Annotated in this window: 20 protein-coding genes; 7 read left to right on the top strand and 13 right to left on the bottom strand. The window is 67.0% G+C overall.

The features are described from left to right. Positions 1–32: 32 nt before the first annotated feature. The gene (locus J3A66_RS15100) at positions 33–2,066 is read right to left on the bottom strand and encodes a thioredoxin family protein (RefSeq protein ID WP_209569770.1); all 2,034 of its coding nucleotides are present in this window, start codon (positions 2,064–2,066) and stop codon (positions 33–35) included. A 70-nt stretch (positions 2,067–2,136) separates the two neighbouring features. Between J3A66_RS15100 and J3A66_RS15095 the strand changes: the two genes are divergently transcribed. Then, a complete protein-coding gene (locus J3A66_RS15095; RefSeq protein WP_209570535.1) occupies positions 2,137–3,819 on the top strand; it encodes an alkaline phosphatase family protein in 1,683 nt (560 codons plus the stop codon). Positions 3,820–3,925: 106 nt separating this feature from the next. Here the strand turns inward: J3A66_RS15095 and J3A66_RS15090 are convergent, their stop codons facing one another. Beyond that, the gene (locus J3A66_RS15090; protein ID WP_209569768.1) at positions 3,926–4,858 is read right to left on the bottom strand and encodes a right-handed parallel beta-helix repeat-containing protein; all 933 of its coding nucleotides are present in this window, start codon (positions 4,856–4,858) and stop codon (positions 3,926–3,928) included. A gap of 237 nt (positions 4,859–5,095) precedes the next feature. On the opposite strand from J3A66_RS15090, the gene J3A66_RS15085 reads away from it, so the two are divergent. Further along, a complete protein-coding gene (locus tag J3A66_RS15085; RefSeq protein WP_209569766.1) occupies positions 5,096–6,304 on the top strand; it encodes a cation:proton antiporter in 1,209 nt (402 codons plus the stop codon). A gap of 57 nt (positions 6,305–6,361) precedes the next feature. Here the strand turns inward: J3A66_RS15085 and metH are convergent, their stop codons facing one another. The 4 genes from metH to J3A66_RS15065 form a co-directional block, all read right to left on the bottom strand. Further along, complete coding sequence (gene metH / locus J3A66_RS15080; protein ID WP_209569764.1) at positions 6,362–8,989, bottom strand: methionine synthase; 2,628 nt, start codon at positions 8,987–8,989, stop codon at positions 6,362–6,364. Positions 8,990–9,121: 132 nt separating this feature from the next. After that, the gene (locus J3A66_RS15075) at positions 9,122–10,180 is read right to left on the bottom strand and encodes a homocysteine S-methyltransferase family protein (RefSeq protein WP_209569762.1); all 1,059 of its coding nucleotides are present in this window, start codon (positions 10,178–10,180) and stop codon (positions 9,122–9,124) included. Between the two features lie 127 nt (positions 10,181–10,307). Beyond that, positions 10,308–11,252 carry a methylenetetrahydrofolate reductase [NAD(P)H] gene (gene metF, locus J3A66_RS15070; protein ID WP_107045344.1) on the bottom strand — a complete coding sequence of 315 codons (945 nt, stop codon included), beginning with the start codon at positions 11,250–11,252 and terminating at the stop codon, positions 10,308–10,310. Continuing rightward, positions 11,249–12,202, bottom strand: coding sequence for a metalloregulator ArsR/SmtB family transcription factor (locus J3A66_RS15065; RefSeq protein ID WP_031441608.1), 954 nt, complete (start codon positions 12,200–12,202; stop codon positions 11,249–11,251). The genes metF and J3A66_RS15065 overlap by 4 nt, the downstream gene beginning before the upstream one ends. A 207-nt stretch (positions 12,203–12,409) precedes the next feature. Between J3A66_RS15065 and J3A66_RS15060 the strand changes: the two genes are divergently transcribed. After that, positions 12,410–12,781, top strand: a complete 372-nt coding sequence (locus J3A66_RS15060) for a hypothetical protein (protein ID WP_031396521.1) — start codon at positions 12,410–12,412, stop codon at positions 12,779–12,781. A gap of 334 nt (positions 12,782–13,115) precedes the next feature. Then, complete coding sequence (locus J3A66_RS15055; RefSeq protein ID WP_209569760.1) at positions 13,116–14,063, top strand: aldo/keto reductase; 948 nt, start codon at positions 13,116–13,118, stop codon at positions 14,061–14,063. Positions 14,064–14,101: 38 nt separating this feature from the next. Here the strand turns inward: J3A66_RS15055 and J3A66_RS15050 are convergent, their stop codons facing one another. Together J3A66_RS15050 and J3A66_RS15045 are read right to left on the bottom strand one after the other, a co-directional pair. After that, entirely contained in the window at positions 14,102–14,488 is a 387-nt protein-coding gene (locus tag J3A66_RS15050; RefSeq protein WP_183937109.1) for a response regulator, read from the bottom strand. 171 nt (positions 14,489–14,659) lie between these two features. Next, complete coding sequence (locus tag J3A66_RS15045) at positions 14,660–16,045, bottom strand: helix-turn-helix transcriptional regulator (RefSeq protein ID WP_209569758.1); 1,386 nt, start codon at positions 16,043–16,045, stop codon at positions 14,660–14,662. A 191-nt stretch (positions 16,046–16,236) separates the two neighbouring features. Here J3A66_RS15045 and J3A66_RS15040 point away from each other — a divergent pair, with 191 nt between their 5' ends. Together J3A66_RS15040 and J3A66_RS15035 are read left to right on the top strand one after the other, a co-directional pair. Next, positions 16,237–16,395, top strand: coding sequence for a hypothetical protein (locus J3A66_RS15040; RefSeq protein WP_166746134.1), 159 nt, complete (start codon positions 16,237–16,239; stop codon positions 16,393–16,395). Positions 16,396–16,541: 146 nt separating this feature from the next. Further along, positions 16,542–17,504 carry a cation diffusion facilitator family transporter gene (locus J3A66_RS15035; protein WP_209569756.1) on the top strand — a complete coding sequence of 321 codons (963 nt, stop codon included), beginning with the start codon at positions 16,542–16,544 and terminating at the stop codon, positions 17,502–17,504. Here the strand turns inward: J3A66_RS15035 and J3A66_RS15030 are convergent. Continuing rightward, positions 17,498–19,033 (bottom strand): aminoacyl--tRNA ligase-related protein, encoded by a 1,536-nt coding sequence (locus J3A66_RS15030; protein WP_209569754.1) that lies wholly within the window; start codon positions 19,031–19,033, stop codon positions 17,498–17,500. The two genes, J3A66_RS15035 and J3A66_RS15030, sit on opposite strands and share 7 nt — an antisense overlap. Before the next feature lie 194 nt (positions 19,034–19,227). Here J3A66_RS15030 and J3A66_RS15025 point away from each other — a divergent pair, with 194 nt between their 5' ends. After that, complete coding sequence (locus tag J3A66_RS15025; RefSeq protein WP_192070657.1) at positions 19,228–20,124, top strand: DMT family transporter; 897 nt, start codon at positions 19,228–19,230, stop codon at positions 20,122–20,124. A gap of 180 nt (positions 20,125–20,304) precedes the next feature. Here J3A66_RS15025 and gcvPB read toward each other — a convergent pair whose 3' ends face one another. The 4 genes from gcvPB to gcvT all read right to left on the bottom strand — a co-directional run bounded on the left by gcvPB (position 20,305) and on the right by gcvT (position 24,982). Beyond that, positions 20,305–21,885, bottom strand: coding sequence for an aminomethyl-transferring glycine dehydrogenase subunit GcvPB (gene gcvPB, locus J3A66_RS15020; RefSeq protein WP_209569752.1), 1,581 nt, complete (start codon positions 21,883–21,885; stop codon positions 20,305–20,307). Further along, complete coding sequence (gcvPA, locus tag J3A66_RS15015) at positions 21,882–23,240, bottom strand: aminomethyl-transferring glycine dehydrogenase subunit GcvPA (protein ID WP_209569750.1); 1,359 nt, start codon at positions 23,238–23,240, stop codon at positions 21,882–21,884. The genes gcvPB and gcvPA overlap by 4 nt, the downstream gene beginning before the upstream one ends. Positions 23,241–23,361: 121 nt before the next feature. Then, a complete protein-coding gene (gcvH, locus tag J3A66_RS15010) occupies positions 23,362–23,733 on the bottom strand; it encodes a glycine cleavage system protein GcvH (protein ID WP_209569749.1) in 372 nt (123 codons plus the stop codon). Between the two features lies 1 nt (position 23,734). Further along, positions 23,735–24,982, bottom strand: a complete 1,248-nt coding sequence (gene gcvT, locus J3A66_RS15005) for a glycine cleavage system aminomethyltransferase GcvT (RefSeq protein WP_082446741.1) — start codon at positions 24,980–24,982, stop codon at positions 23,735–23,737. Positions 24,983–25,081: the final 99 nt, after the last annotated feature.

Raw genomic sequence — 25,081 nt, 5'->3', positions numbered from 1 at the left:
CTGCAACGCTTCACCGCGCTGCACAAGCCGGATTAGACGCCCAGCCCCGCCAGCAGCGCCGGGGTGAGCACCTGCGGCAGGACGGTCGGCTCGGCCGCTCCCGGCGCATAATAGAGATAGAGCGGCACGCCGGCGCGGTTATGCGCCTCGATGAAGCGGCCCATGACGGGGTCGCCATCGGTCCAGTCGCCGATCAGCACCGCGACCTTGTTCTTGGCGAACGCGTCGCGAACCGTGGCGGTCTCGATCGCCGCCTTCTCGTTGACCTTGCACGTCAGGCACCAGTCGGCGGTGAAATAGACGAACACGCCGCGCTTCTCGGCGCGCAGCGCGGCAAGCTTCGCCTCGCTGAACGCCTCGTCGCCGGCGACCGCCGTCCTGGCCGCGGCGGGCGGCGCGCGGGCGATGACGACCGCACTGCCGACGAACACGACCGCGAGCGCGGCGAGGGTCGCTGCGCCGAACGCCTTGCCCTTGCGCTGCCGCGTGCCGCCGACCCACAGCACCGCGCCGATCGCCAGCACTGCGACGAGCGCGAGCGTCAGGCTGTCGACGCCGGTCTGGCGGCCCAGCACCCAGGCGAGTGCGATCGCGGTCAGGAACATCGGCACCGACAGGACATGCCGGAACGTCTCCATCCACGCGCCGGGCTTGGGCAGCCAGCGCCGCCACGCCGGCACGAAGCCGATCGCGAGAAACGGCAGCGACAGCCCGAGTCCCAGCCCGGCGAACACAGCCATCGCCGCGGGCCAGGGCAGCACGAGCGCAGCGCCCAGCGCTGCACCCATGAACGGCCCGGTGCACGGCGTCGCGATGAATGCGGCCAGCGCGCCAGTCGCAAACGCACCGCTCGCACCGCTTTCGCCCGCGAACCGCGGCGTCGGCACCTCGAACAGCCCGGCCAGGTTGAACGCGATCGCGGTGCTCAGCAGCAGCAGCACGATGATCGCCGCGGGATGCTGCAACTGGAACGCCCAGCCGACCGCCGACCCGCCCGCACGCAGCGCGAGGATCGCCGCGCCAAGGCCGAGGCACACCAGCACGACGCCCGCGGTATAGGCGAGCGCCTCGTGCCGCGCCTCGCGCTTACTTGCGCCACCGCGCGCGAGGCTGAGCGCCTTCAGGCTCAGGATCGGGAAGACGCAGGGCATGATGTTGAGGATCAGCCCGCCGAGCACCGCGCCCGCAAACGCCGCCAGTGCGGTCGCCCATAGCCCGCCCGCATCATCCGATGGCCCCGCCGCAACGACCCCGGGCGCGGCGCTGACCGCAAGCCCCTGCGCGTCGCCGATCCGCAGCACACCCTCGATCGGCGCCTTGGCCTTGCCATTGGCCGCCAGTCGCGTCGCGATCGTCAGCGTATCGCCCGACCGCGTCGCAGTCTGGCGCGCGCCATTGTCGATCACGCCGGTGGTGAGGGGGAAGAAATAGGCGTCCTTTGCCCTGGCCCCGGCGGGGAACGGCACCGCGACGCGCAGCACGCCCTTGTCGACCGAATAGGTCGCGCCCGCATCGAGCGGCTTGGGGATCGCCCGCCGCCAGCCGGCAAAGGCGCTCGCCTGCGACGGCGCGCCGTCACCAATCGTCAGGTCGAGCGAGAGCGCCTGCTCCTCGGGCACGCAGATCGTCGCCGAACAGACAAGATAAGACGTCTTCAGCCGGATCGGCAGCTTGGCGCCCGCCGCCAGCCCCGCCGGCACCTGGATCGTCACGAGCGGCGCATAGGGCGCCTCGTAGACATAGTTCATCAGCCCCGCGATCAGCAGCGTCGTCGGGACGGGCCATTCAGGCTGCCCCGCCGTCGCCCCGCGCGGGAGTGTCCAGTCGAACGTCGCGGGGAATCCCGCATCGCCTGGATTGGCCCAGTAGCCGTGCCAGCCCATATCGGGAGTCGTTGCAATCGCGATGGTCAGCGGTGCGCCCGCTTTCGGATGGTCACTCTCGGCAACCAGCCGCATGCTCAGATGCCGGCTCGAGCCGTCGAGCGAGTCCGCCAGCGCCGGCGTCGCCACGAGGCCATACAGCGCGAGCAGCATCGTCATCAGGACGCAACGTAAACTGCGCATGGCCATCCTTGTTTCGTTCATCGGCCACAGCCATAGCGAGGACGACACCGCATTACATCCGAAAGCAGTCATGCCGCTGCTCGTCAAAGGACTGTCCGTGAAAGCACTTATCGCCGCGTTGCTCTTGACCCCGGCCGCGTCCGTGACCGCGTCCGCGCAGACCGCTCCGGCCCCAGCCCCGGCCCCCGCGGTTGCGGCACCGACCCCCGCCACGCCGCCCAAGCTGATCGTGGCGATCTCGGTCGACCAGTTCGCCGCCGACCTGTTCCAGCAATATCGCAACCACTTCACCGGAGGCTTCACCCGCCTGCTGAACGGGGTGGTGTTTCCGAGCGGCTATCAGAGCCATGCCGCGACCGAGACCTGCCCCGGCCACTCGACCATCCTGACGGGCATGCGGCCCGCGCATACCGGGATCATCGCGAACAACTGGGTCGACCAGCGCGCCGGCCGCCCCGACAAGATCGTCTATTGCTCGGAGGACGAACGCGTCGCCGGCAGCACGCATGACAGCTACACCGTGTCCGACATGCACCTGAAAGTGCCGACGCTCGGCGAGATGATGAAGGCGCGCGATCCGCGCACCCGCTCGGTCTCGGTCGCGGGCAAGGATCGCGCGGCGGTGATGATGGGCGGCCACAAGGTCGACGAGCTCTGGTGGTGGGACGGCAAGACCTATGTCTCCTATGCGGGCCGCGCGGTACCGCCGGCGGTGCAGCGCACGCGCACCGCGGTCGCCGGGCTGATCGCGCTGCCCCAGGCCGCGCTGCCGCTGCCCGGCTATTGCACGGGCGTGAACCACCCGATCGTGATCGCGGGCAAGACCTATGGCCAGGGCCGCTTCGAGCGCGAGGCGGGCGACGCCAAGGGCTTCCGCGTGTCGCCCGCGTCCGATGCCGCAGTGTTCGCGATGGCAGCGGCGCTGGTGCAGGACATGAAGCTCGGCCAAGGGCCGCAGACCGACATCATCGACATCGGCGCGTCGGCGACCGATTATATCGGCCACACCTACGGCACGCAGGGGTCCGAGATGTGCATCCAGATGGCCGAGCTCGACAAGACGCTTGGCGGCTTCTTCGCGGTGCTGGACGAGACCGGCGTGGATTACGAGGTCGTGCTGACCGCGGATCACGGCGCGCACGACGCGACCGAGCGGCAGCAGCAGCGCGCGATGCCGATGGAGGCGCATATGGACGAGAATGTGCTCGCCAAGCAGGTCGGCACCGCGATCGCCAAGGATCTGGGCCTGCCCGGCAGCGTCCTGCTCGGGACCGAGGGCGACGTCTATATCGACGATGCGCTGCCCGCCAAGACACGCGCCAAGGTGCTGACCGAGGCGCTGCGCCGCTATCGCGCGCTGCCGCAGGTCGCCGCTGCCTTCTCGGCTGCCGAGATCATGGCGACGCCGATGCCGACCACCCCGCCCGAGACCTGGACGCTGATCGAACGCGCGCGCGCTTCCTATGCCGAGGGCCGCTCGGGCCAGTTGGTCACGCTCCTGAAGCCGCGCGTGACGACGATCGTCTCGCCCGCCGGCGGCTATGTCGAAACACACGGCAGCCCGTGGGACTATGATCGCCGCGTGCCGATCCTGTTCTGGCGCAAGGGGATCGCCGCGTTCGAACAGCCGCTGTCGGTGGAGACTGTCGACATCGTCCCGACGCTCGCAGCAACGATCGGCCTGCCAGTATCGGGGCTCGACGGCCGCTGCCTCGACCTCGACGCGGGCGCGGCGAGCACCTGCCCGAATTGAGGGGGCTCGCCACCCCGCCCCTTCCGTCATCCCAGCGAAAGCTGGGATGACGGGGGGTGTGGACGCGGTGCTACCGGCCCACTTTTCCCGACGGCTCTGCCAAAAACTACCGCGTCTCGAACGCCCGCAACCCCGGCCCCAGCCGGTTCGCCCCCAGCGCCAGCCGGTCATGGCTGTAATCCGCCAGGAATGCGGGGCTGGTCGCATCGCCCGGTGCCAGCCGCGCGTCATTGTCCTCGACGCGCAACCCGGTCGAGCGATAGGTCTTCGCTTCCGCCGCGAGGACGATCAGCCCGGTATGGTTCTCCTTCTGCCGCCCCTGCACGAAGGTGTTGCGCGCGATCAACCCGGTCGCGCCGTCGGGCAGGTCGATCATGTAGCTGGTCTTGCGCCCCGCGCTGTCGTCGAAGCTGTTGTCGGTGATCGAGACGGTCGGCACGCGCAGCTTGACGTAATGCCCGCCGGTCCCGCGCTCGAACCGCGAGCGGGTGATCGTCACGCTGCCCTGGTTCGCGAGATACACGGCATGCGAACAACTCGGCGACTGGTCGCACTGGCCTAGCCCCGAAAAGGTCGACCGGTCGATCGTGATCCGCTGCCCGCTCGGCTCGCCGCCGAGTATGCCCTCCTGGCTGTCGAGGAACATCGCGTTGACGACATTGAGGTCCCCCATCTCGGTGCGGATCCCCGCGCCATTGCCGTCGGGGACGCTGTAGCCACGAAAGACCAGGCCATCGACGACCGATCCCTGCCCGCGCAGCACCAGCGCCGCCTTCTCCTCGCAGGCGACGCCCTCGAAGATCGCGGTACCCGGCTCCACCGCCTTGAAGGTGATCCGCCCGCCCGCCTGCACCGCGCATTGCCGGTAGGTGCCCGGCGCGATCAGGATCGTCGCAGTGCCGAGCCGGATCGACGAGACCGCCTCCTGCAGTGTCGCAAAGCCTTGCCCATCGACGGTAAAGGGCGCGGCGCGCCGCACCGGCGCCTGGGCCGAGGCGGACGCGGCGACCAGCACGAGCAATAAAAGCGATCGGTTCAAGCAGGGCACTCCCTCATCGGCCAGCCACGATTGCGCCGCCACGCCCCGTCCTTAGCGCGGATGCGTCCCGGCTGCCGATAGCGGGGGCCCGCCCTGCGTCCCGCAATGGCGCAGCCTGCAAACGGATCGACACCGGTTCGACCGTAGCGAAGCATATTGCCGCCGCCTGCCTGGCCGCATACCACCCCGCAGCATAAAGCCGGCGGGGGGCCCCCGACCGCGCGAGAGGGGGAATGCATGCACGCCATGACACCGACGGAGGTCTTCCTCCTTGCGATGCTCATCATCTTCAGCGTCCCCTATCTGGTCTGGCGGCTGGGCCGGACCGATTACTGGGCACCGTTGGTCGTGGTGCAGATCGTCGGCGGCATCCTGCTCGGACCGGGCGTGCTCGGCGCGCTCTTCCCCGATTATTATGCGACGGTCTTCACGCCTGCGACAATCGGCTCGCTGAACGGCGTCGCGTGGTGGGCGGTGATGATGTTCGTGTGGGTCGCAGGGATCGAGCTCGATCTCGGCGCGGCATGGCGACATCGCGGCGAGACCGCGGTTACCGCCGGCCTTGCGCTGGCGGTGCCGCTCGCGACCGGCAGCATTGCTGCCGTGCTGATGCTGCGCTATCCAGGCTGGGCGGGCGTGTCGGGCGCGCAGTGGCAGGTCATTCTCGGCATCGGCATGGCCTGCGCGGTCACCGCGCTACCGATCCTCGTGCTGTTCCTCGAAAAGCTCGAGGTCCTGCGTGAGCCGATCGGCCAGCGCATCCTGCGCTATGCCAGCCTCGACGATATCGCGATCTGGGGCGTGCTCGCGCTGATCCTGCTCGATTGGGAGCGGGTTGGCCGGCAGGCGGGCTTTCTGATCGGCTTCGCGGTCGCCACCCTGCTGATCCGCCGACTGATGGCGCGGATCCCTGAGCGCGATCGCTGGTATGTCAGCCTGATCTGGCTCGCCGGCTGCGGGTTCGCCGCGGACTGGGCGGGGCTGCATTTCATGGTCGGCGCGTTCCTGTCGGGCGCGGTGCTCGACGCGAAATGGTTCGACCAGGTCCGAATGGACGACTTCCGCCGCTTCGTGCTGCTCGCGGTGATGCCGGTGTTCTTCCTGTCGACGGGCCTGAAGACGCAGTGGGCGGTCGGCGGGATCGCGGTGTTCGCCGCCGCGGCCTTGCTGCTGTTCGCCTCGGTCGGCGGCAAGCTGGCGGGCGTCCACGCCGCCGGGCGGATCCTCAAATGGCTCCCGGGCGAGGCGTCCGCGATCGGCTGGCTGCTTCAGACCAAGGCGCTGATCATGATCATCTTCGTCAACATCCTGCTCGACAAGGCGATCATCACCAACGAGACCTTCACCGCACTGCTGCTGATGGCGCTGGCCAGCACGATGCTGACCGTGCCGATGGTCGCGCCGAAATTGAAGAAGCTGGCATCGTTGGTCGGGCGTAGCGCCTGACAGCCATAAGCACGGCGTCACCCCGGCGAAGGCCGGGGTGACGTCACGGTTCGGGGTTCAGTCCAGGTTCGGCCGCAGCCAGCGCTCCGCGATCGGCAGGTCGACGCCGCGGCGCGCCGCATAGTCTTCCAGCTGGTCGCGACCGACGCGGGCGACACCGAAATACTCCGCCTGCGGGTGGCCGAAATAGAAGCCCGAGACGGCCGCAGTCGGGAACATCGCGAAGCTCTCGGTCAGTTCAAGCCCGGTCGCGGTCTCGGCATCGAGTAGGTCGAACAGAATCGGCTTGAGGCTGTGATCGGGGCATGCGGGATAGCCCGGCGCGGGGCGGATGCCGCGATACTGTTCCTTGATCAGCGCATCGTTGGTCAGCTGTTCCTCGGGTGCATAGCCCCACAGCTCCTGACGGACATGCTTGTGCAGCCGTTCGGCAAACGCCTCGGCAAAGCGATCGGCGAGCGCCTTCAGCAGGATGTCGTTGTAATCATCATGCCCCGCCTTGAACCGCGCGATATGCTCGTCGATTCCGTGAATGCCGACTGCGAACCCACCGAACCAGTCGCCTGCGGGATCGACGAAATCGGCGAGGCACATGTTGGCGCGCCCCTCGCGCTTCGAAATCTGCTGGCGCAGCATCGGCAGGCGGACGTCCTCGTGCGGCATGTCGTGGCCGCGCGTGTGCGAGACGACCACATCGTCCCCCTCGCGCCGCGCCGGCCACAGCCCCACAACCCCGCGCGGCGTCAGCCATTTCTCCGCGACGATCGTGTCGAGCATCGCCTGCGCATCCGCATAGAGCGAACTCGCGCTCTCGCCGACGACCTCGTCGGTCAGGATCACCGGGAAGTTGCCCGCCAGCTCCCAGGCGCGGAAGAACGGCGTCCAGTCGATATAGTCGCGCAGATCGGTCAAATCCCAGTCCGCGAACACATGGACGCCGGGCTTCGCGGGCGCACCGGGCTTCAACGCGAAGTCCGCGACGAACCCACGCTCGCGCGCCGTCTCGATCGGGATAAGCTCGCTCTGGCCCTTGTTGGCCCGCGCCACCCTCACCGCTTCATATTCGTCCGCGGTCTTGGTCACGAACTCGTCCCGGATCGTGTCGCTGACGAGCGTCGACGCGACACCCACCGCGCGGCTCGCATCGAGCACATGCACGACCGGGCCGTCATAGGCGGGCGCGATACGCAGCGCGGTGTGGACCTTGGAGGTGGTCGCCCCGCCGATCAGCAGCGGCATCGTCATGCCCGCGCGCTTCATCTCCTCGGCGACCGTCACCATCTCGTCGAGGCTCGGGGTGATGAGGCCCGACAGCCCGATCATGTCCGCGTCATTCTCGTTCGCGGCCTCGAGGATCTTCGACCAGGGCACCATGACGCCCAGATCGACCACGTCGAAGCCGTTGCACTGGAGCACCACGCCGACGATGTTCTTGCCGATGTCATGCACGTCGCCCTTGACGGTCGCCATGATGATCTTGCCCTTGCCGCGCGCGCCGGGCTCCTTCGCCGCCTCGATGTAAGGCAGCAAATGCGCGACCGCCTTCTTCATCACGCGCGCCGATTTCACGACCTGCGGGAGGAACATCTTGCCGCTGCCGAACAGGTCGCCGACGACGTTCATCCCGTCCATCAGCGGGCCCTCGATCACCTCGATCGGGCGACCGCCATTGCCGTCGATGATCAGCCGCGCTTCCTCGGTATCCTCGACGACGTGCAGGTCGATGCCCTTTACCAGCGCATATTCGAGCCGCTTGTTGACGCCGAGCGAACGCCATTCGGCCGCCGCCTTCTCGGCCACGACATCGGTGCCGCGATAGCGTTCGGCGAGCTGGACGAGCCGCTCACCCGCCTCGGGATCCTTGTTGAGCACGACGTCCTCGACCGCCTGACGCAGCTCGGGATCGATATCGTCATAGATGTCGAGCTGGCCGGCGTTGACGATCGCCATGTCCATGCCCGCGGGGATCGCGTAATACAGGAACACGCTGTGCATCGCGCGGCGCACGGGCTCATTGCCGCGGAACGAGAAGCTGAAGTTCGACAGCCCGCCCGAGATATGGACGTGCGGGCAGCGCGCCTTGATCTCGCGGCACGCCTCGATGAAGTCGACGCCGTAATTGTCATGCTCCTCGATCCCCGTCGCGACCGCGAAGACGTTGGGGTCGAAGATAATATCCTCGGGCGGAAAACCGATGCCGACGAGCAGCTTGTAGGCGCGCTCGCAGATCTCGACCTTGCGGTCCTTGGTGTCAGCCTGTCCGACCTCGTCGAACGCCATCACGACGACCGCGGCGCCGTATGCCATGCACTTGCGCGCTTGGGCAAGGAACTGCTCCTCGCCCTCCTTCATGCTGATCGAATTGACGATCGGCTTGCCGCTGACGCACTTCAGCCCCGCCTCGATCACGCTCCATTTCGAGCTGTCGACCATGAACGGGATGCGCGCGATGTCCGGTTCGGCGGCGATCAGCTTCAGGAACGTCGTCATCGCGTGGTGCGCGTCGAGCAGCCCCTCGTCCATGTTGACGTCGAGCACCTGCGCGCCGCTCTCGACCTGCTGGCGTGCGACCTCGACCGCGGCGGGATAGTCGCCCGCCATGATCAGCTTCTTGAAGCGGGCCGAGCCGGTGACGTTGGTGCGCTCGCCGATGTTGACGAAGGACGTGGAGGAGGGAGTGGTCATTGTCTGTTCTTCAAAAAGCCCTCTCCCCTCCGGGGAGAGGGTTGGCAGAGGGGCTGTGTCTCACCGAGAGCGGCACTGCTGGGCAGCCCCTCTCCCCGACCCTCTCCCCGCAGGGGAGAGGGAGCAGCGGCCTCAGGCCGCCATCGTGAACGGTTCGAGCCCGGCGAGCTTGGTCCGCACCTCGGGCCGCGAGACCGCGCGCGGTTCCAGCCCGCGCACCCCGTCCGCCATCGCTTTGATATGCGCCGGCGTCGAGCCGCAGCAGCCACCGAGTACGTTGACCTGCTTGGCCACCGCCCATTCGCCGACCAGCCCGGCGGTCGTCGCCGGCATCTCGTCATATTCGCCGAGTTCGTTGGGCAGCCCGGCGTTCGGGTAGATCATGATCAGCGTGTCGGCGATGCCAGACAGGGTCTTCACATGCGGCCGCAGCTGCTCCGCACCGAACGAGCAGTTGAGCCCGATCGTGATCGGCTTGGCATGCCGCACCGCGTGCCAGAACGCCTCGACCGTATGCCCCGACAGGTTACGCCCCGACAGATCGGTCAGCGTCATCGACAGCATGATCGGCACGTCGCGCCCCAGATCGTCGCCCGCCTCGATCGCGGCCATGATCCCGGCCTTGGCGTTGAGCGTATCGAACACCGTCTCGATCAGGATGAAGTCGACGCCGACCCCCTCGCCGCCTTCGAGCAGCGCGTCGATCTGTTCGCGGTAGACGCCCTTCAGATAATCGAACTCGATCTCGCGATAGCCCGGATCGTTGACGTCGGGGGACAGCGACAGCGTCTTGTTGGTCGGCCCGATCGCGCCCGCCACGAACCGCGGCCGGCCGTCCTTCGCCTCATATTCGGTCGCAAGCGCCCGTGCGATCTTCGCGCTTTCGACGTTGATCGCGCGGACCAGATGCTCGGCGCCGTAATCCGCCTGGCTGATGATGTTCGCGCTGAAAGTATTGGTCGACACGATGTCCGACCCCGCGTCGAGATATTCGCGCGTGATCGTCTGGGGCACGTCCGGCCTGGTGATCGCCAGAATGTCGTTGTTGCCCTTCTGGTCGTGGCTGAGCCCGAGGTCGCCCGCATAGGCAGCCTCGTCGAGCTTCCAGTTCTGGATCTCGGTGCCGAACGCGCCGTCGGTGATCAGGATGCGCTTGGCGGCTTCCGCGTTGAAACGTTCACGTGGTGTCATCGATTGGACTCCCCCCTCCCGCAAGCGGAAGGGGTCGGGGGTGGGCGCCCGCTATCCTCGGGCGGTATCGTTGGGGGCGAACGCGAGCCCACCCCCGGCCCCTCCCGGCTGCGGGAGGGGTGATGAATTATGCCGCGGCGACCTTTTCGCTCGGCTTCGCGCGGACGCCGAGCATGTGACAGATAGCATAGGCGAGTTCGGCGCGGTTGAGTGTGTAGAAGTGAAAATCCTTCACGCCCCCCGCATAGAGCCGTCGGCACATCTCGGCTGCGATCGTCGCCGCGACCAGCTGTCGGGCCGCCGGATGATCGTCGAGCCCCTCGAACAGCCGGTCCATCCAGGCCGGGATCTCCGCCCCGCAAGCGCTCGCGAACTTGCGCGTCTGCGCGACGTTCGAGACCGGGAGGATACCGGGCAGGATCTGCGCGGTGATTCCCGCTGCGGCCACCCGGTCGCGGAACCGGAAATAGGCTTCCGGCGAGAAGAAGAACTGCGTGATCGCCCGCGTCGCGCCCGCGTCGAGCTTGCGCTTGAGGTTGTCGAGATCGACGTCATGCCCGCCGGATTCGGGGTGGCATTCCGGATAGGCCGCGACCGAAATCTCGAACGGATGCAGCCGTGCCAGTCCGGCGACCAGCGCGGCCGCATTCTCATACCCGCCGGGATGCGCCTGATAGGGCTGACCCAGCGTCGGCATGTCGCCGCGCAGCGCGACGATGTGCCGTACGCCTGCCGCCCAATATTCCTCGGCAACCTGATCGATCTCGGCCTTGGTCGCCTCGACGCATGTCAGGTGCGCGGCGGCGTTCATCGACGTTTCGCGCTGAATCCGCGCAACGGTCGCGTGCGTCCGCTCGCGCGTCGACCCGCCCGCGCCATAGGTTACCGACACGAAATCGGGACCGAGCGGCTCGAGCGTACGGATCGCGTCCCAAAGCTGGGCGTCCATCTTGTCGCTCTTGGGCGGGAAGAATTCGAAGCTGATCCCCACGTCGCCTGCGAGGTCGGCAAAGAGCGGTTCTTCGAGCGCACGACGCGCCTCGGCCAGTTGGGGAATAGTGATTGTCGTCATGCCGCCTTCACCTCACGCAAACTCAGGCCAATCCTGCGGCCGAGCCATAATTTCACCGTCAGCTCACCGCCCTCGAGCGTCTCGACCCGCGCGGTCTGCAAACCGGCCGCGTCGAACCAAGCCGTCATCTGATCGTCGGCAAAGCCGAGGCGCGTATGCGCATCGCTCAGCCGCAATTCCTCGCGGTCGTGGCTCGCGAAATCCGCGATCAGCAACCGCCCGCCCGGCGCCAGCACGCGCGCCGCCTCGCGAACCGCGGCGCCTGGCTGCTGCGCGAAATGGAGCACGTGATGCAGGATCGCGACGTCCGCCGCCCCGTCGTCGAGCGGCAGAGCGTACAAATCCGCCTGCCGCAATTCGGCATGCGCCATGTCGTGGAGCTTGGCGCGCGCCAGACGCAGCATCTCCGAACTGCGATCGATCCCCAGCGCCAGTCGGGCATGGCCGCCGAACAGCTCGAGCATCCGACCCGTCCCCGTGCCGATGTCGATCAGCGTACCGACCCGCGCATCGCCGAGCATCGCCGCCATCGCCGCCTCGACCTCGCTTTCGGCGACGTGCAGCGAACGGATCGCATCCCATTCGTCGGCATGCCCCTCGAACCATGCCGCCGCGCTCGCCGCCCGATCGGCGCGTACTGCAGCAAGCCGCGCCGCGTCGGCAACCGCCCAGTGATCGGGTTCTGCCTTGGCCCAGCTATCGAGAGCAGCAGCGACCGGATCGACGACATCGCTGCGCCCCACGCCGACGAATACCCAGCTACCCTCCTTGCGACGCTCCGCCAGACCGGCATCGCACAGGATCTTCACATGGCGCGACACGCGCGGCTGGCTCTGTCCGAGCACCTGCGCGAGTTCGCCAACCGACAGCTCCATGCGACGCAGAAGCGCGAGAATACGCAATCGGGTCGCATCCGCCATCGCACGGAAGATTTCGAGCGCCATCGTCATGGGAAGTCATATAAAGAATTCTTTATATGAGGTCAACGCAGGCCGTAGCGTGTCGCTGGAGGAATGCTGGCCCCAGGGTCGTCCCAACGTCGACGGATCGGAAACGCTTGGTCCGCGTTCGAACACGCGATGAACTGGAAAGCATCCGGCTCACAAGCGCCAGGTCCGTCCGGATCGACGCCGAATTTGATGATGGGAGTGTTATTCATGAAGAAGTTTCTGATCCCCGCGCTGGTCCTGACGGCCGGCCTCGCAGCGTGCAGCAACAATGCGCAGAACGAGACCGCGGAAGCGGCTAACGCCATCGCTGCCGACGCAAGCGCGACGACCCAGAACGCGGTCGCCGATGTCGATGCCGCCAGCGATCGTGCGCTCGGCTCGGCTGAGGCGTCGCTCGACAATGCCGGTGCGCGCATGGACAACGCCGCTGACCGCCTTGACGCCAGCGCCGACCGCGCCGGCGAGCGCGCAGAGGCCAATGCAGACCGTGCGGGTGCCGCGATCAACAACAGCGCCGACCGCGCAGCAGACGCCACGGGTAACGCACTGACCCGCGCCGGCAACGCGATCAAGGACTGATCCCCGTCACGGATCGCCCCGCACCGCGTCGTCCGACCGCGATCCGGTCGATGGTCCTGCGCTCCCGGCCTGTCTGGTCGGGACGCGAACTATCAACGGGATTCGCGTCTGGCGGCCGGCTCGGGGCGGTTCTGTCTCTGGTCCTGCTAGGCGCCTGTTCCCCGACTCCGGAACAACCCGGCGCGGTCACGCGGGACGAGGCAGCGCAACTTAACGATGCTGCGACTATGCTCGACGCGAACAGCATGCGCCCCGACGGCCTACCCCCTGTTGGCGACTCGACCGCTGACGGCACGACACCGTCCCTCTCCCCCTCGCAAAGCGACCAGCCCCAATGATGAACCGCCGCCTCGGCTCGACCGATCTCAAGATCGCCCCCCTCGTTCTCGGGGGGAATGTGTTCGGATGGACAGCGGACAAGACCGCGAGCTTTGCGGTCCTCGACGCGTTCGTCGCGGGTGGCGGGACGATGATCGACACTGCCGACATGTATTCGTCATGGGTGGACGGTCATGAGGGTGGCGAATCCGAAACGATGATCGGCGACTGGCTGCGGACGAGCGGCAGGCGCGATGACGTGCTGATCGCGACCAAGGTCGGCATGTTGTCGGGTGAAGGTGGCGAAAAACTCCAGCCGGCGCGTATCGCGGCGGCGGCCGAAGCGTCGCTCAAGCGTCTCGGCACGGATCGCATCGATCTCTATTATGCGCATCAGGATGACGACACGGTGCCGCAGGAGGCTGTCCTCGAGGCCTTCGGCAAGCTCGTCGATGCCGGAAAGGTGCGCGTCATCGGCGCGTCGAACTTCCATGCCGCACGCCTGAAATCCGCGGTGGATGCCGCAAAGGCCAGCGACCTGCCGCGCTATCATGTGCTGCAGCCCGAATATAATCTTGTCAGCCGCGAGAAGTTCGAAGGCGAATTGCAGGACTATTGCGTGACCGAGAATATCGGCGTTCTTCCCTATTACGGTCTCGCGTCGGGCTTCCTAACCGGCAAGTACCGCACGCCCGACGATCTGGGGGCAAGCGTTCGCGGCGGTGGCATGCACGACCTTCTCGAAGGACGGGGCAAGGCGGTCCTCGAGGCGATGGATGCGGTCGTCTCTGACACGGCCGCCAGCCACGCGCAGGTCGCGCTCGCGTGGCTCCTGGCGCAGCCTGGGATCACCGCACCGATCGCGAGTGCGACCAGCGCGCGTCAGATCGAGGATCTGCTGCCCGCGATGACGCTCGAGCTTTCGGATGCGCAGCTTTCGGCGTTGACTCTGGCGGGGGCGTGATGCGTCCCGCGCCCGGGTGACCGGGCGCGGTCTATGCCTCAGCGGAAATGGTTCACCAGGTTCGAATAGTCGTAGGGTTTCTGGAAGAAGGCGACGCCATCGGGCAAGCCTGCGGCTTTGCTCGGCCGCTGGCCGGACGTGACGACGACCTGGATCTGCGGCCAGCGCCGGCGGATGATCGTTGCGAGGGCCAGCCCGTCCATCGAGCCCGGCATGTCGATATCGGTAAAGACCGCCGCGACATCGTCACGCGACGTGAGGATCGCCATCGCCTCGTCCGCATCGTCGGCGACGAGCGTCGACAGTCCGGCATCCTCGATCCGCGCCGTTGCGGTAATTTGGACAAGCAGATGATCTTCGACAATCAGAACGATCCCCGCAGCGGGGCGTCTGATCAATGGCGGTGCGAACAATGGAAACCCCATACACAAATTCAGGGTCGGCTCACGATCGGTCCGCCTGAGGCAGGTCGGGACGCGTGAGGCGCGAACCCGCTATGAACGGTCGGCGGCGAATTCGGACGCATCGCCGACGCGGATTTTCGTCGCATCACATGCGTCCTGTCGCATTCCTGGCGCGTCCAGCCGTATCGGCGTTCAGTCGCCGACGAACGTCAGTGCCGAGGTGCGACGCTCGCGTTCGTTGACGATCAACGCGCGGCCTGCGGGGGCTGTAGAACGCTGCGGGCAATCCGCGCGGAAGCATCCGCGACAGCCGATGCCGATCGGCATAGCCGCGCCCGTCAGATCGATACCGCTCGCAGCGACCAGCCCGCGCGCGAGTGCCGCCTCGACCCCCAGTCCGATCGCAAATTCGGCGCGTACCGCCCCGAAGCGGCGCCCCTGCGGACGCACCGTCCGCGCCATCGTCAGCCAGCGCGCGCCGTCCTCCATCTCGACCAGCTGCACGACCAGGTCCCCCGGACGATCGAACGCGTGATGGAGCTGCCACAGCGGGCACCGGCCTTCCGCCTCGACCAGTGCCGCGCCGCTCGCGCCGGGATAGCGCTTCGACGCCTGCCCGGCGCGGTCGATGCGGATCATGAAGAAGGGGAGCCCCCGCGCGCCCACCCGCTGCAACGTCGTCAGCCGATGCGCGACCTGTTCGAACCCCGCGCCGAACCGTCGCTGGAGCAGTTCGATATCGTAGCCGGTCGCCTCGCAACCGCGCAGGAACCGCGCATAGGGCATCATCACCGCCGCCGCGAAATAGCTCAGCAGATGGCGCCGATACAGCCGTTCGGCAGCGCGGTCGGTGAAGCCCGCGGCCTTGGCCAGCGCATCGACCTCCGCCTGCGCCTCGATCTGGCCAAGCTGGAACGCGACCGCGAACGTCCGTGATGCGGGGTCGAGCACTTCGCTCAATTGAAGCTGCCGGGCATGGAGATCGAGCCGCCGCAACGTGTCGGGCAGCACGTCGGCAGGCAGGACGCGGATCGTGATACCATGCTTGGCGCGCAGACGCTCGGTGATCGCCCCGTAAAGGTCGCCAGCACCCAGCCGCAGCTCGTCCGCCAGCGCTTCGGCGGCGGCGTCGAGATCGGCAAAGTGATTCCGCCACCGCTCGATCTCGCGGCGCACCAGCGCGACCGGATCGTCGGACGGCACGATCGCACCACCCCCCTCCCCCATCCGGTCGAACACGCGGGCAAAGGCCTCGGCACCACCGGGCGCGCTGGCCAGCCATTCCTCGACCTCGTTGCGGTCGATCGCCAGGTCGGCGAACATGGGATGCGCCAGACGACGGCGGATCGCCTCCGAACCGCCGCCCGGTTCGGCCGCCGCCAGGGTCCGCGGATCGAAGTCGAAGCTTTCCGCCAGTTTGATCAATAGCGTTGCGGAGATCGGCCGCTGGTTGCGCTCGACCAGATTAAGGTAGCTGGGGCTGATCGAAAGCATCTCCGCCATCGCGGCCTGGGTCAGTCCGGCACCGCGTCGCAGCCGCCTGATCGCGTGCCCTGCCAGTAATTTGCGCTCGGCCATTCCGCCTCCCCGTCCTTGTCACGATAGTTACAGAGACACAGGGTCCGCGCAACGCCCAACGACAGCACAACCCGGCCATTCGCGCGCTCCCGCTTCCAAACCCCAACAACCTCAGGCTTTATGATGTCATCGCCGCCCCGGTTGCTTGAGTTTGTAAACGGGGAGACACATTCGCCATGAAGGAGATGGGCATGACGACCGAACCAATGCGCGCCCGCGCCGTTTTCTCGACCGCAGATTTCGAATTGCTCAAGGAAGCGATTGGCGAATTGATCACCAAGGTCTCGGTCGACGACGTCAAGCTGAGCCGCCTCAGCGCGCTGTATCACCGGCTCGGCCGGCTCGGCTGACCGCCACCGTTCGACGGGCAGTTCGCTGAGAAGTGCGCGCGTCGGATCGATCGATTTCCTGGGGAGGAAAAGGGCCCATTGATGCACAGACATCGATGGGCCTTCCCGCGTCTGGCCGACGCCGCCGTCCTCGCCTAGGAGGCGGTATGGCCGATGGAATTCTCAACAAGATCAAGGACGACATCGTCCTTTACGGGGCGCTTGCCGCCAATCTCGGCATTGCCGTCGCAAAGTTCGTCGCCGCGGGGCTGACCGGGTCGTCGTCGATGCTGACCGAGGGTGTCCATTCGCTGGTCGACAGCGGCAATCAGATCCTGTTGCTGTACGGACAATCGCGGGCGAAGCAGCCGGCGGATGCGGCCCACCCGTTCGGCTATGGCCGGGAGCTCTATTTCTGGGCGTTCGTCGTCGCGATCCTGATCTTCGCAGTCGGTGCCGGCGTGTCGATCTATGAAGGGTATCGGCACATGCTGCGGCCTGAGCCGCTCTCCGACCCTCTCATCGCCTATATCGTTCTGGCCGTCGCTGTCCTGCTCGAGGGTACGAGCTGGACGATCGCGGTCCGGGAATTCGCCAAGTCCAAGGGGGATTCGGGCTGGTGGACCGCGATCCATCGCTCGAAGGACCCGGCAGGCTTCATCGTCCTGTTCGAGGATTCGGCGGCGCTGGCGGGGCTGCTGATCGCCGGGCTCGGCATCTGGGCCAGCCACGCCTTCGCCGACCCCCGGATCGACGGCGTTGCGTCGATCCTGATCGGCCTGATCCTCGCGCTCGTCGCGGTGATCCTAGCCCGCGAGTCGAAGGGGCTGCTGATCGGCGAGCGCGCGGACTCTGCCGTGATCGCGACGATCCGCGGCATCGTCGCGGCGCACCCCGGAATCGCCGCGGTGAACCATGTCCGGACGATTCACACCGCACCCGACAGCATCTTCGCCGCGATCAGCGCGGACTTCGTCGACACGCTGACGATGGGCGAAGGCGAGACGATGATCGAGGCGATGGAAGGCGAGCTCCGCGCTGCGGTGCCCATGCTCGCCTCGATCTATATCCGTCCCGAAAAGCGCGAGAACGCCGTCGTGGTTCACGAGGGCGTCCCGGAGGATCAATAGGCGCGGGCGATCAGGATCCGCTCGACCGCGGGCTGACCGGTGAAGATGCAGGCGCCATCGTCGCATCCGGTCTGGCCGATCGGCGCGTTGCGGATCGTCAGTTTCAGCGCCTTCAACCGCTCGACGACCAAGTCGAGCGCCGCGCCCGTCGGTTTCGCCCAGCGCACATCGACCCAGCCGGGATTCTTCACACCATCGGCAAAATGCGTCTCAAGCGCCGCAAAGTCGTCGATCGGCACGATGTTGGCGCGCAGCCGCTCCATCGACTCGACGTGCAACGCCCCCTGCACGTCCGCCAGCATGCCCGACACCGTTTCGACAAAGGCATCGCGCGGGGTCGCGACGCTGTCGAGCTTGCCGTCCTCGCGGTAGAGCCGGTCGCGGCGGATGACCGAGACGTTGCCACCCGCCATGTCGCGGCCACCGACCTCGATCACGATCGGTGCGCCCTTCTTGACCCAGCCCCAGCGCTTCGTCGCCGCCTTGGCGGGTTTCAGATCGAGCAGCGCGCGGACCGGCTCGCCGAGCGCGGACTGCTTGGCGAGTTCGGCCTGAAGCGACTTGCAATAGTCGACGATCGCCGCGTCGTCGGGATTGTCGCGCAGCATCGGCACGATCACCACCTGCCACGGCGCGATCATCGGCGGCACGCGCAGGCCGTCGTCGTCGCCGTGAACCATGATGACGCCGCCGATCATCCGCGTCGACACGCCCCAGCTGGTGGTGTTGGCGAACTCGAACTCGCCGGCTGCGTTCTGGAAGCGGATATTCTGCGCCGAGGCGAAATTGGTGCCGAGGAAATGCGAGGTGCCCGCCTGGAGCGCCTTGCCGTCCTGCATCATCGCCTCGATCGAATAGGTCGCGACCGCGCCCGGGAAGCGCTCATTCTCGGGCTTCTCGCCCGCGATCACGTGGAGGCCGAGGCACTCCTCGGCGAAGTCGCGGTAGACTTCGAGCATCTTGAGCGTCTCGTCGCGCGCCTCGTCGACGGTCGCGTGCGCGGTATGCCCCTCCTGCCAGAGGAACTCGCTGGTGCGCAGGAACATGCGCGTGCGCATTTCCCAGCGGACGACATTGGCCCATTGGTTGATCAGCACGGGCAGGTCGCGCCACGACTGGACCCAGCGCGCAAACGCGGCGCCGATGACCATCTCGGAGGTAGGACGCACGACCAGCGGCTCTTCGAGCTTGGCGTCGGGATCGGGCACAAGCCGGCCATAGCCATCCGCCTTCAACCGGTGATGCGTGACGACCGCCATTTCCTTGGCGAATCCGTCGACATGCTCGGCCTCCTTCTCGAAATAGGAGAGCGGGATGAAGAGCGGGAAATAGCAATTCTCATGCCCCGTCGCCTTGATCCGGTCGTCGAGCAGACGCTGGATCCGCTCCCAGATGCCATAGCCCCAGGGGCGGATGACCATGCAGCCGCGGACGCCGGATTCCTCGGCGAGATCGGCCTCGGTGATGACGGCCTGGTACCAGGCGGAGAAATCCGCCTCGCGGGTGACGGGGAGTGCGCGCTTTATCATGGCGTCGCGGATAGCGGGTGCGACTGGGTTCGTCACTATGCGTTGCGGCGTGGATCCCACGCTCCGCCGTCATCCTGACGAAAGTCAGGATCCAGGATACCACCCGTAGCGCTTCTGGCTCTGGATCCTGACTTTCGTCAGGATGACCGATGTTTCGGGTGGGATCGCGGGCGCGGTTTGCGTAGGTGCAGGCAATGCCTTCAGACCGCATCCTTCCCGCCATCGGCATGCGGTTGCTGTCGGTCGTGATCTTCGCGCTGATGAACACCGCGATCAAGCTGGCCGAACGCCACGGCGCGAGCGTGTCGGAGATCCTGTTCTTCCGCCAGTTCGGCGCATGCCTGCTGGTGTCGGCCGTCATCGCCGCAGGACCCGGCATGCCCTCGATCGCGACGAAGCGCCTGCCCGCGCACGTCATCCGCGCGGTCGTCGGGTTGTCGGCGATGGCGTTCACCTTCAACGGGATCGTCGCGCTGCCGCTGGCGGAGGCAACGACGATCGGCTTCACCGTGCCGATCTTCGCCACGATCCTCGGCGCGCTGGTGCTGCGCGAGCCGACCGGCTGGCATCGCTGGGCGGCGGTGGCGGCGGGGTTTGCCGGCGTGCTGATCGTCGCGCAGCCCGGCAGCGGCGATCATTTTCCGTTATGGGGCGCGGGCTGTGCGTTGGCGGGCGCGTTCGGGACGGCGAGCGTGTCGATCCTGCTCCGGCAGATCGGCAAGACCGAGAGCGCGCTGACGACGGTCTTCTGGTTCTCCGCGCTGTCGCTGGTGCCGCTGTCGGTGATCTACGCGCGCGCGGCGGAGTCGCATGATCTCGTGACCTGGGCATGCCTCGCGAGCGTCGGAATCTTCGGCGGCCTCGCGCAGATCGCGATGACGACGTCGTTGCGGCTCGGGCCGGTGTCGGTGGTGGTGCCGATGGATTATTCGAGCCTGTTATGGGCGACATTGCTCGGCTGGCTGGTGTTCGACACGCTGCCCGCCGAGGCGACCTGGTTCGGCGCCCCCGTCATCGTCGCGAGCGGACTGTACATCGTCTGGCGCGAACATGTCCGCCGGCAGGACGAAACCGACCGCGCGATCGCCTGACGGACCTCATCTCCGTCATCCTGACGAAAGTCAGGACCCGGAGTCACAAACGGTAGCGCTCGGTTACCCTGGGTCCTGACTTTCGTCAGGATGACGGGAGCGGATGGGATGACGGAGCGCATGGACCGCGCTCCGTCTCCGCCATGCTCCGGGGGGCCGGAGCGTTGCTGGTTCGGACGGTTACTCCGCCGCCTGCGCGAGCGGGGCCGGATCCTTCCAGACCAGTACGGGTTTGCGCGCCGCGAGCGTCTCGTCGAGGCGCGCGCGGGGGGCGAAGTGGGGGGCGGTCTTGAGGCTGGGGTCGCCCGCCTTGGCGCGTTCGGCCACCGAACGGAGCGCGGCGATAAACTGGTCGAGCGCCGCCTTCGATTCGGTTTCGGTCGGCTCGACCAGCATCGCGCCGTGGACGACGAGCGGGAAGTACATCGTCATCGGGTGGAAGCCCTCGTCGATCAGCCCCTTGGCGACGTCGATCGTCGAGAAGCCCTCGGCGAGCCCCGAGTCGGAGAACAGCGCCTCGTGCATGCACGGACCCGACGGGCCGAACGGCGCGTCGAGCGTCTCGTCGAGGCTGCGCAGGATGTAGTTCGCGTTGAGCACCGCATCCTCGGACACCTGGCGCAGGCCATCCGCGCCGTGGCTCAGGATGTAGGTCAGCGCGCGCGTGAACATGCCCATCTGGCCGTGGAACGCGACCATGCGGCCGAAGCTGCCGGCATGATGCTCGCCCGCGGTTTCTTCCTCGACGAGGACGAATTGCCCATCCTGCTTTTCGACGAACGGCAGCGGGGCGTAGGGCGTGAGCGCCGCCGAGAACACCACCGGACCCGAACCCGGACCGCCGCCGCCATGCGGGGTCGAGAAGGTCTTGTGCAGGTTGATGTGCATCGCGTCGATGCCGAGATCGCCTGGGCGGACGCGACCGACGATCGCGTTGAAGTTCGCGCCGTCACAATAGACGAAGCCGCCGGCCGCATGCACCGCGTCCGAAATCTCGCGCATGTCGCGCTCGAACAGCCCGCAGGTGTTGGGGTTGGTGATCATCACGCCCGCGACGTCGGGGCCGAGCCGAGCCTTCAGCGCGGCGGTGTCGACGCGGCCTTCGGCGGTGGCGGGGATATCCTCGACGCCATAGCCCGCGAATGCCGCTGTGGCAGGATTGGTACCGTGCGCGCTCTCGGGGACGAGGATGACCTTACGGTGCCCCTCACCCTTGGCTTCGAGCGCGGCGCGGATCGCGAGGATCCCGCACAGCTCGCCATGCGCGCCCGCCTTGGGGCTCATCGCGACGCTGGTCATGCCGGTGAGCGTGACGAGCCAGTGCGCGAGCTGGTGGATGACCTCGAGCGCGCCCTGCACGGTATCGACCGGCTGGAGCGGGTGGACGTCGGAGAAACCGGGCAGCCGCGCCATCTTCTCGTTGAGGCGCGGGTTGTGCTTCATCGTGCAACTGCCGAGCGGGAAGAAGCCGAGATCGATGCCGTAATTCTGGCGCGACAGGCGCGTGTAGTGGCGGACGGTCTCGGGCTCCGAAAGACCGGGGAGGCCGATCGGGGCCTTGCGTGCCAGCGCGCCGAGCTTGCTGGTCGTCGCACGTGCGGGCGCGGTCGCGAAGTCGACGCCGGTGGTGTGGCTGTCGCCGATCTCGAAGATCAGCGCTTCCTCCAGCATCAGCGCCTTATTGCCGGTGACGCTGGCGGGGACGTTGCCCTTGCCCTGCTCGGGCGCGGTCGGGCGCCAGCCGCTCTGGTTGATGCTCATGCCAGTATCTCCTGGAGTGCGGACGCAAGCGTTTCGACGTCCTCCGCGGTGGTCGTTTCGGTCACGGCAACGACGAGGCCGTTCGCGAGATCGTCCTTGCCGGGATAGAGGCGCCCGAGCGAGACGCCCGCAAGTATGCCGCGATCGGCGAGCGTGCGGACGACGGGACGCGCCTCGACCGGCAGCTTCAGCGTGAATTCGTTAAAGAAGCTGTCGTTGATCAGTTCGACGCCGGGGATCTGCGACAGGCGCTCGGCCGCGGCCACGGCGCCGGCATGGTTCACCTCGGCAAGCTGGCGGAGGCCCGCCTCACCCAGCAGAGTCATGTGGATCGAGAAGGCCAGCGCGCAGAGCCCCGAGTTGGTGCAGATGTTCGACGTCGCCTTTTCACGGCGGATATGCTGCTCGCGCGTCGACAGCGTCAGTACGAAGCCGCGTCGGCCATCGGCATCGACGGTTTCGCCGCAAAGCCGGCCGGGCATCTGGCGGACATATTTGTCCTTGCACCCGAACAGCCCGACATAGGGCCCGCCGAACTGGAGGCCGACGCCAAGCGACTGGCCTTCGCCGACGACGATGTCCGCGTCCATCTCGCCGGGCGAGGTGATCGCGCCGAGCGCGACGGGCTCGGTGACGACGGCGATCAGCAGCGCCTTCTTGGCATGGCACGCATCCGCGAGCGGACGCAGATCGGCGATGCGGCCGAGGATGTCGGGATACTGGACGACCACGCACGACGTGTCGTCGTCGATCTTCGCGATCAGCCGGTTGATGTCCATCTCGGGCACCAGCCGCGGGTCGGTCGTATCGAGCACGTCGCCGGTGAACTTGGCCATCGTGTTCGACACCGAGACGTAATGCGGGTGCAGGCCCGCCGAAAGGATCGCCTTGCCGCGCTTGGTGATGCGACGCGCCATCACGATCGCTTCCCAGCACGCGGTCGAGCCGTCGTACATCGACGCATTGGCGACGTCGGTGCCGAGCAGCCGCGCGACCTGCGTCTGAAACTCGAACAGCATCTGCAGCGTGCCCTGCGCGATCTCGGGCTGGTAGGGCGTGTAGGCGGTCAGGAACTCACCGCGCTGGATCAGGTGATCGACGCTGGCGGGAACATGATGCTTGTACGCGCCGCAGCCGAGGAAGAACGGGGCTTCCCCCGCGGTGAGATTCTTCTTGGCGAGCGCCGACATATGGCGTTCGACTGCCATTTCGGAGGCATGCATCGGCAGGTCGCGGACGGGGCCGTCGAGGCGGGCGGCTTCGGGCACGTCGACGAAGAGGTCGTCGATCGTCGCGGCACCGATGACGGCGAGCATCGCCTCGCGGTCGGGCTGGGTCAGGGGAAGGTAGCGCATGGAACTCTCCTTGCCCCTCCCCTTCAGGGGAGGGGTTGGGGGTGGGGCGTTTCCACAGGCGGCGCGTCTGTCGCACTGCCCCACCCCAACCCCTCCCCTGAAGGGGAGGGGCTTTGACGAATTAAAGCCCTTCGACGAACGCCGCATAGGCAGCTTCGTCCATCAGGCTGTCGAGTTCGGCGGGATCGCTGAGCGTCAGCTTGAAGAACCAGCCGGCGGCTTCGGCGTCCGAATTCACCAGGCTCGAATCGTCGGCGAGCGCGGCGTTGCCCTCGATGACAATGCCCGACACCGGCGAATAGACGTCCGACGCGGCCTTGACCGATTCGACGACTGCGGCATCGGCGCCCTTGGTCAGCTGCTTGCCGGCCTCGGGAACCTCGACGAACACGACGTCGCCGAGCTGGCTCTGCGCATATTCGCTGATGCCGACCGTGCCGACGTCACCGTCGACATCGACCCACTCATGATCCTGCGTAAAATAACGGCTCATATCACTTGGCTCCTGCGCGGACGTAGCGGTGGGGAATGAAGGGCATCGCGGTGACGGTCGCGCTATGGACCTTGCCGCGCTGTGCGATCTCGATGCGGGTGCCCGGCGTCGCCAGCGCGAGCGGCACATAGGCCATCGCGATCGGCTTCCCGAGCGTCGGTGCGAAGCCGCCGCTGGTGAGGCGGCCGATCGTCGCGCCGGTGTCGTCGATCACCTCGGACCCCTCGCGCGCGGGCTGGCGGCCCTCGACGATCAGGCCGACGCGCTTGGTGGCGGGGCCATTCTCGCGCTGCGAGAGGATACGTTGGGCGCCGGGGAAGTCGGCAGCCTCACGGCGGCGCTTCGACAGCGCGAAACCAAGGTCCGCCATGACCGGCGTGGTCTCGGGATCGAGATCGTGGCCGTAGAGCGGCAAACCGGCTTCGAGGCGCAGCGAATCGCGTGCGCCAAGGCCGATCGGCTTGATCTCGGGCAGTGCGAGCAGCGCGTCGGCGAACGCGACGGCATGCTCGGCGGGGATCGAGATCTCGACGCCGTCCTCACCGGTATAGCCCGATCGGCTGATCCAGAGCGGTACGTCGTTCCAGTGGAACGCGCCCGCGGTCATGAACACGAGGCTGTCGATGCCGGGGACGATCCGCGCGACCGCGTCAACCGCCTTGGGGCCCTGTACCGCGAGCAGCGCCTGGTCCTCGAGGATGTTGATCGTGACGTCGTCGGGCAGATGCTCGATCAGATAGCTGACATCATCGTACTTGGTCGCGCCGTTGACGACGACGTAGAAGCTGCCGCTCGCGGTCGGCGACGGGTGCAGCGGGTCGTACGCCTCGGGCTCGACGTCCTGCGCCGAGAAGGGCGAGGGCTGATCGTCGGGCAGGCGCGTCGCCATCAGGTCGTCGAGGATGCCGCCATCCTGCGCGAGCAGCAGCGAATAGCGCATCTTGCCCTCGCCAAGCCCTGCGATGTCGCCCGGCAGCACGGTTTCGAGCGCGCTCGCGACGCCTTCGCCCGAGAAGACGAGCTGGCCCATGTGGCTGACGTCGAACAGGCCGGCCGATTCACGCGTCCAGGCGTGTTCGGCCATGATGCCGTCATACTGGATCGGCATCTGATAGCCGGCGAATTCGACCATCCGTGCGCCGTTCGCGCGGTGCCACGCGTCGAGCGGCAATGGCAGCACCTCGGGCTCGACGTAATCGTCGGCCTCGTCGATGATGCTCGCATAGTCTCGAATGTCGGCGTCGCTCATGTCGGTCTCCGTCGAAGGGGCGCGCGGCACCCTGTGGTGCTGCGATCCGACCCCCTCTGTCACGGAACCTGAGAGCTTTCACCGCCTGATTGGCGGCTT

It is taken from the genome of Sphingomonas sp. PvP018 (genome assembly GCF_017876865.1).
Classification (GTDB): domain Bacteria; phylum Pseudomonadota; class Alphaproteobacteria; order Sphingomonadales; family Sphingomonadaceae; genus Sphingomonas; species Sphingomonas aerolata.
This window is presented reverse-complemented; position numbering and strand designations above follow the sequence as displayed.

Bases quoted from the DNA above. Each gene is read 5' to 3' on its own strand.
- J3A66_RS15100 (WP_209569770.1), bottom strand. From the start codon at position 2,066: ATGCGCAGTTTACGTTGCGTCCTGATGACGATGCTGCTCGCGCTGTAT.
- J3A66_RS15095 (WP_209570535.1), top strand. From the start codon at position 2,137: ATGCCGCTGCTCGTCAAAGGACTGTCCGTGAAAGCACTTATCGCCGCG.
- J3A66_RS15085 (WP_209569766.1), top strand. From the start codon at position 5,096: ATGCACGCCATGACACCGACGGAGGTCTTCCTCCTTGCGATGCTCATC.
- metH (WP_209569764.1), bottom strand. From the start codon at position 8,989: ATGACCACTCCCTCCTCCACGTCCTTCGTCAACATCGGCGAGCGCACC.
- J3A66_RS15075 (WP_209569762.1), bottom strand. From the start codon at position 10,180: ATGACACCACGTGAACGTTTCAACGCGGAAGCCGCCAAGCGCATCCTG.
- metF (WP_107045344.1), bottom strand. From the start codon at position 11,252: ATGACGACAATCACTATTCCCCAACTGGCCGAGGCGCGTCGTGCGCTC.
- J3A66_RS15065 (WP_031441608.1), bottom strand. From the start codon at position 12,202: ATGACGATGGCGCTCGAAATCTTCCGTGCGATGGCGGATGCGACCCGA.
- J3A66_RS15060 (WP_031396521.1), top strand. From the start codon at position 12,410: ATGAAGAAGTTTCTGATCCCCGCGCTGGTCCTGACGGCCGGCCTCGCA.
- J3A66_RS15055 (WP_209569760.1), top strand. From the start codon at position 13,116: ATGATGAACCGCCGCCTCGGCTCGACCGATCTCAAGATCGCCCCCCTC.
- J3A66_RS15050 (WP_183937109.1), bottom strand. From the start codon at position 14,488: ATGGGGTTTCCATTGTTCGCACCGCCATTGATCAGACGCCCCGCTGCG.
- J3A66_RS15045 (WP_209569758.1), bottom strand. From the start codon at position 16,045: ATGGCCGAGCGCAAATTACTGGCAGGGCACGCGATCAGGCGGCTGCGA.
- J3A66_RS15040 (WP_166746134.1), top strand. From the start codon at position 16,237: ATGACGACCGAACCAATGCGCGCCCGCGCCGTTTTCTCGACCGCAGAT.
- J3A66_RS15035 (WP_209569756.1), top strand. From the start codon at position 16,542: ATGGCCGATGGAATTCTCAACAAGATCAAGGACGACATCGTCCTTTAC.
- J3A66_RS15030 (WP_209569754.1), bottom strand. From the start codon at position 19,033: ATGATAAAGCGCGCACTCCCCGTCACCCGCGAGGCGGATTTCTCCGCC.
- J3A66_RS15025 (WP_192070657.1), top strand. From the start codon at position 19,228: ATGCCTTCAGACCGCATCCTTCCCGCCATCGGCATGCGGTTGCTGTCG.
- gcvPB (WP_209569752.1), bottom strand. From the start codon at position 21,885: ATGAGCATCAACCAGAGCGGCTGGCGCCCGACCGCGCCCGAGCAGGGC.
- gcvPA (WP_209569750.1), bottom strand. From the start codon at position 23,240: ATGCGCTACCTTCCCCTGACCCAGCCCGACCGCGAGGCGATGCTCGCC.
- gcvH (WP_209569749.1), bottom strand. From the start codon at position 23,733: ATGAGCCGTTATTTTACGCAGGATCATGAGTGGGTCGATGTCGACGGT.
- gcvT (WP_082446741.1), bottom strand. From the start codon at position 24,982: ATGAGCGACGCCGACATTCGAGACTATGCGAGCATCATCGACGAGGCC.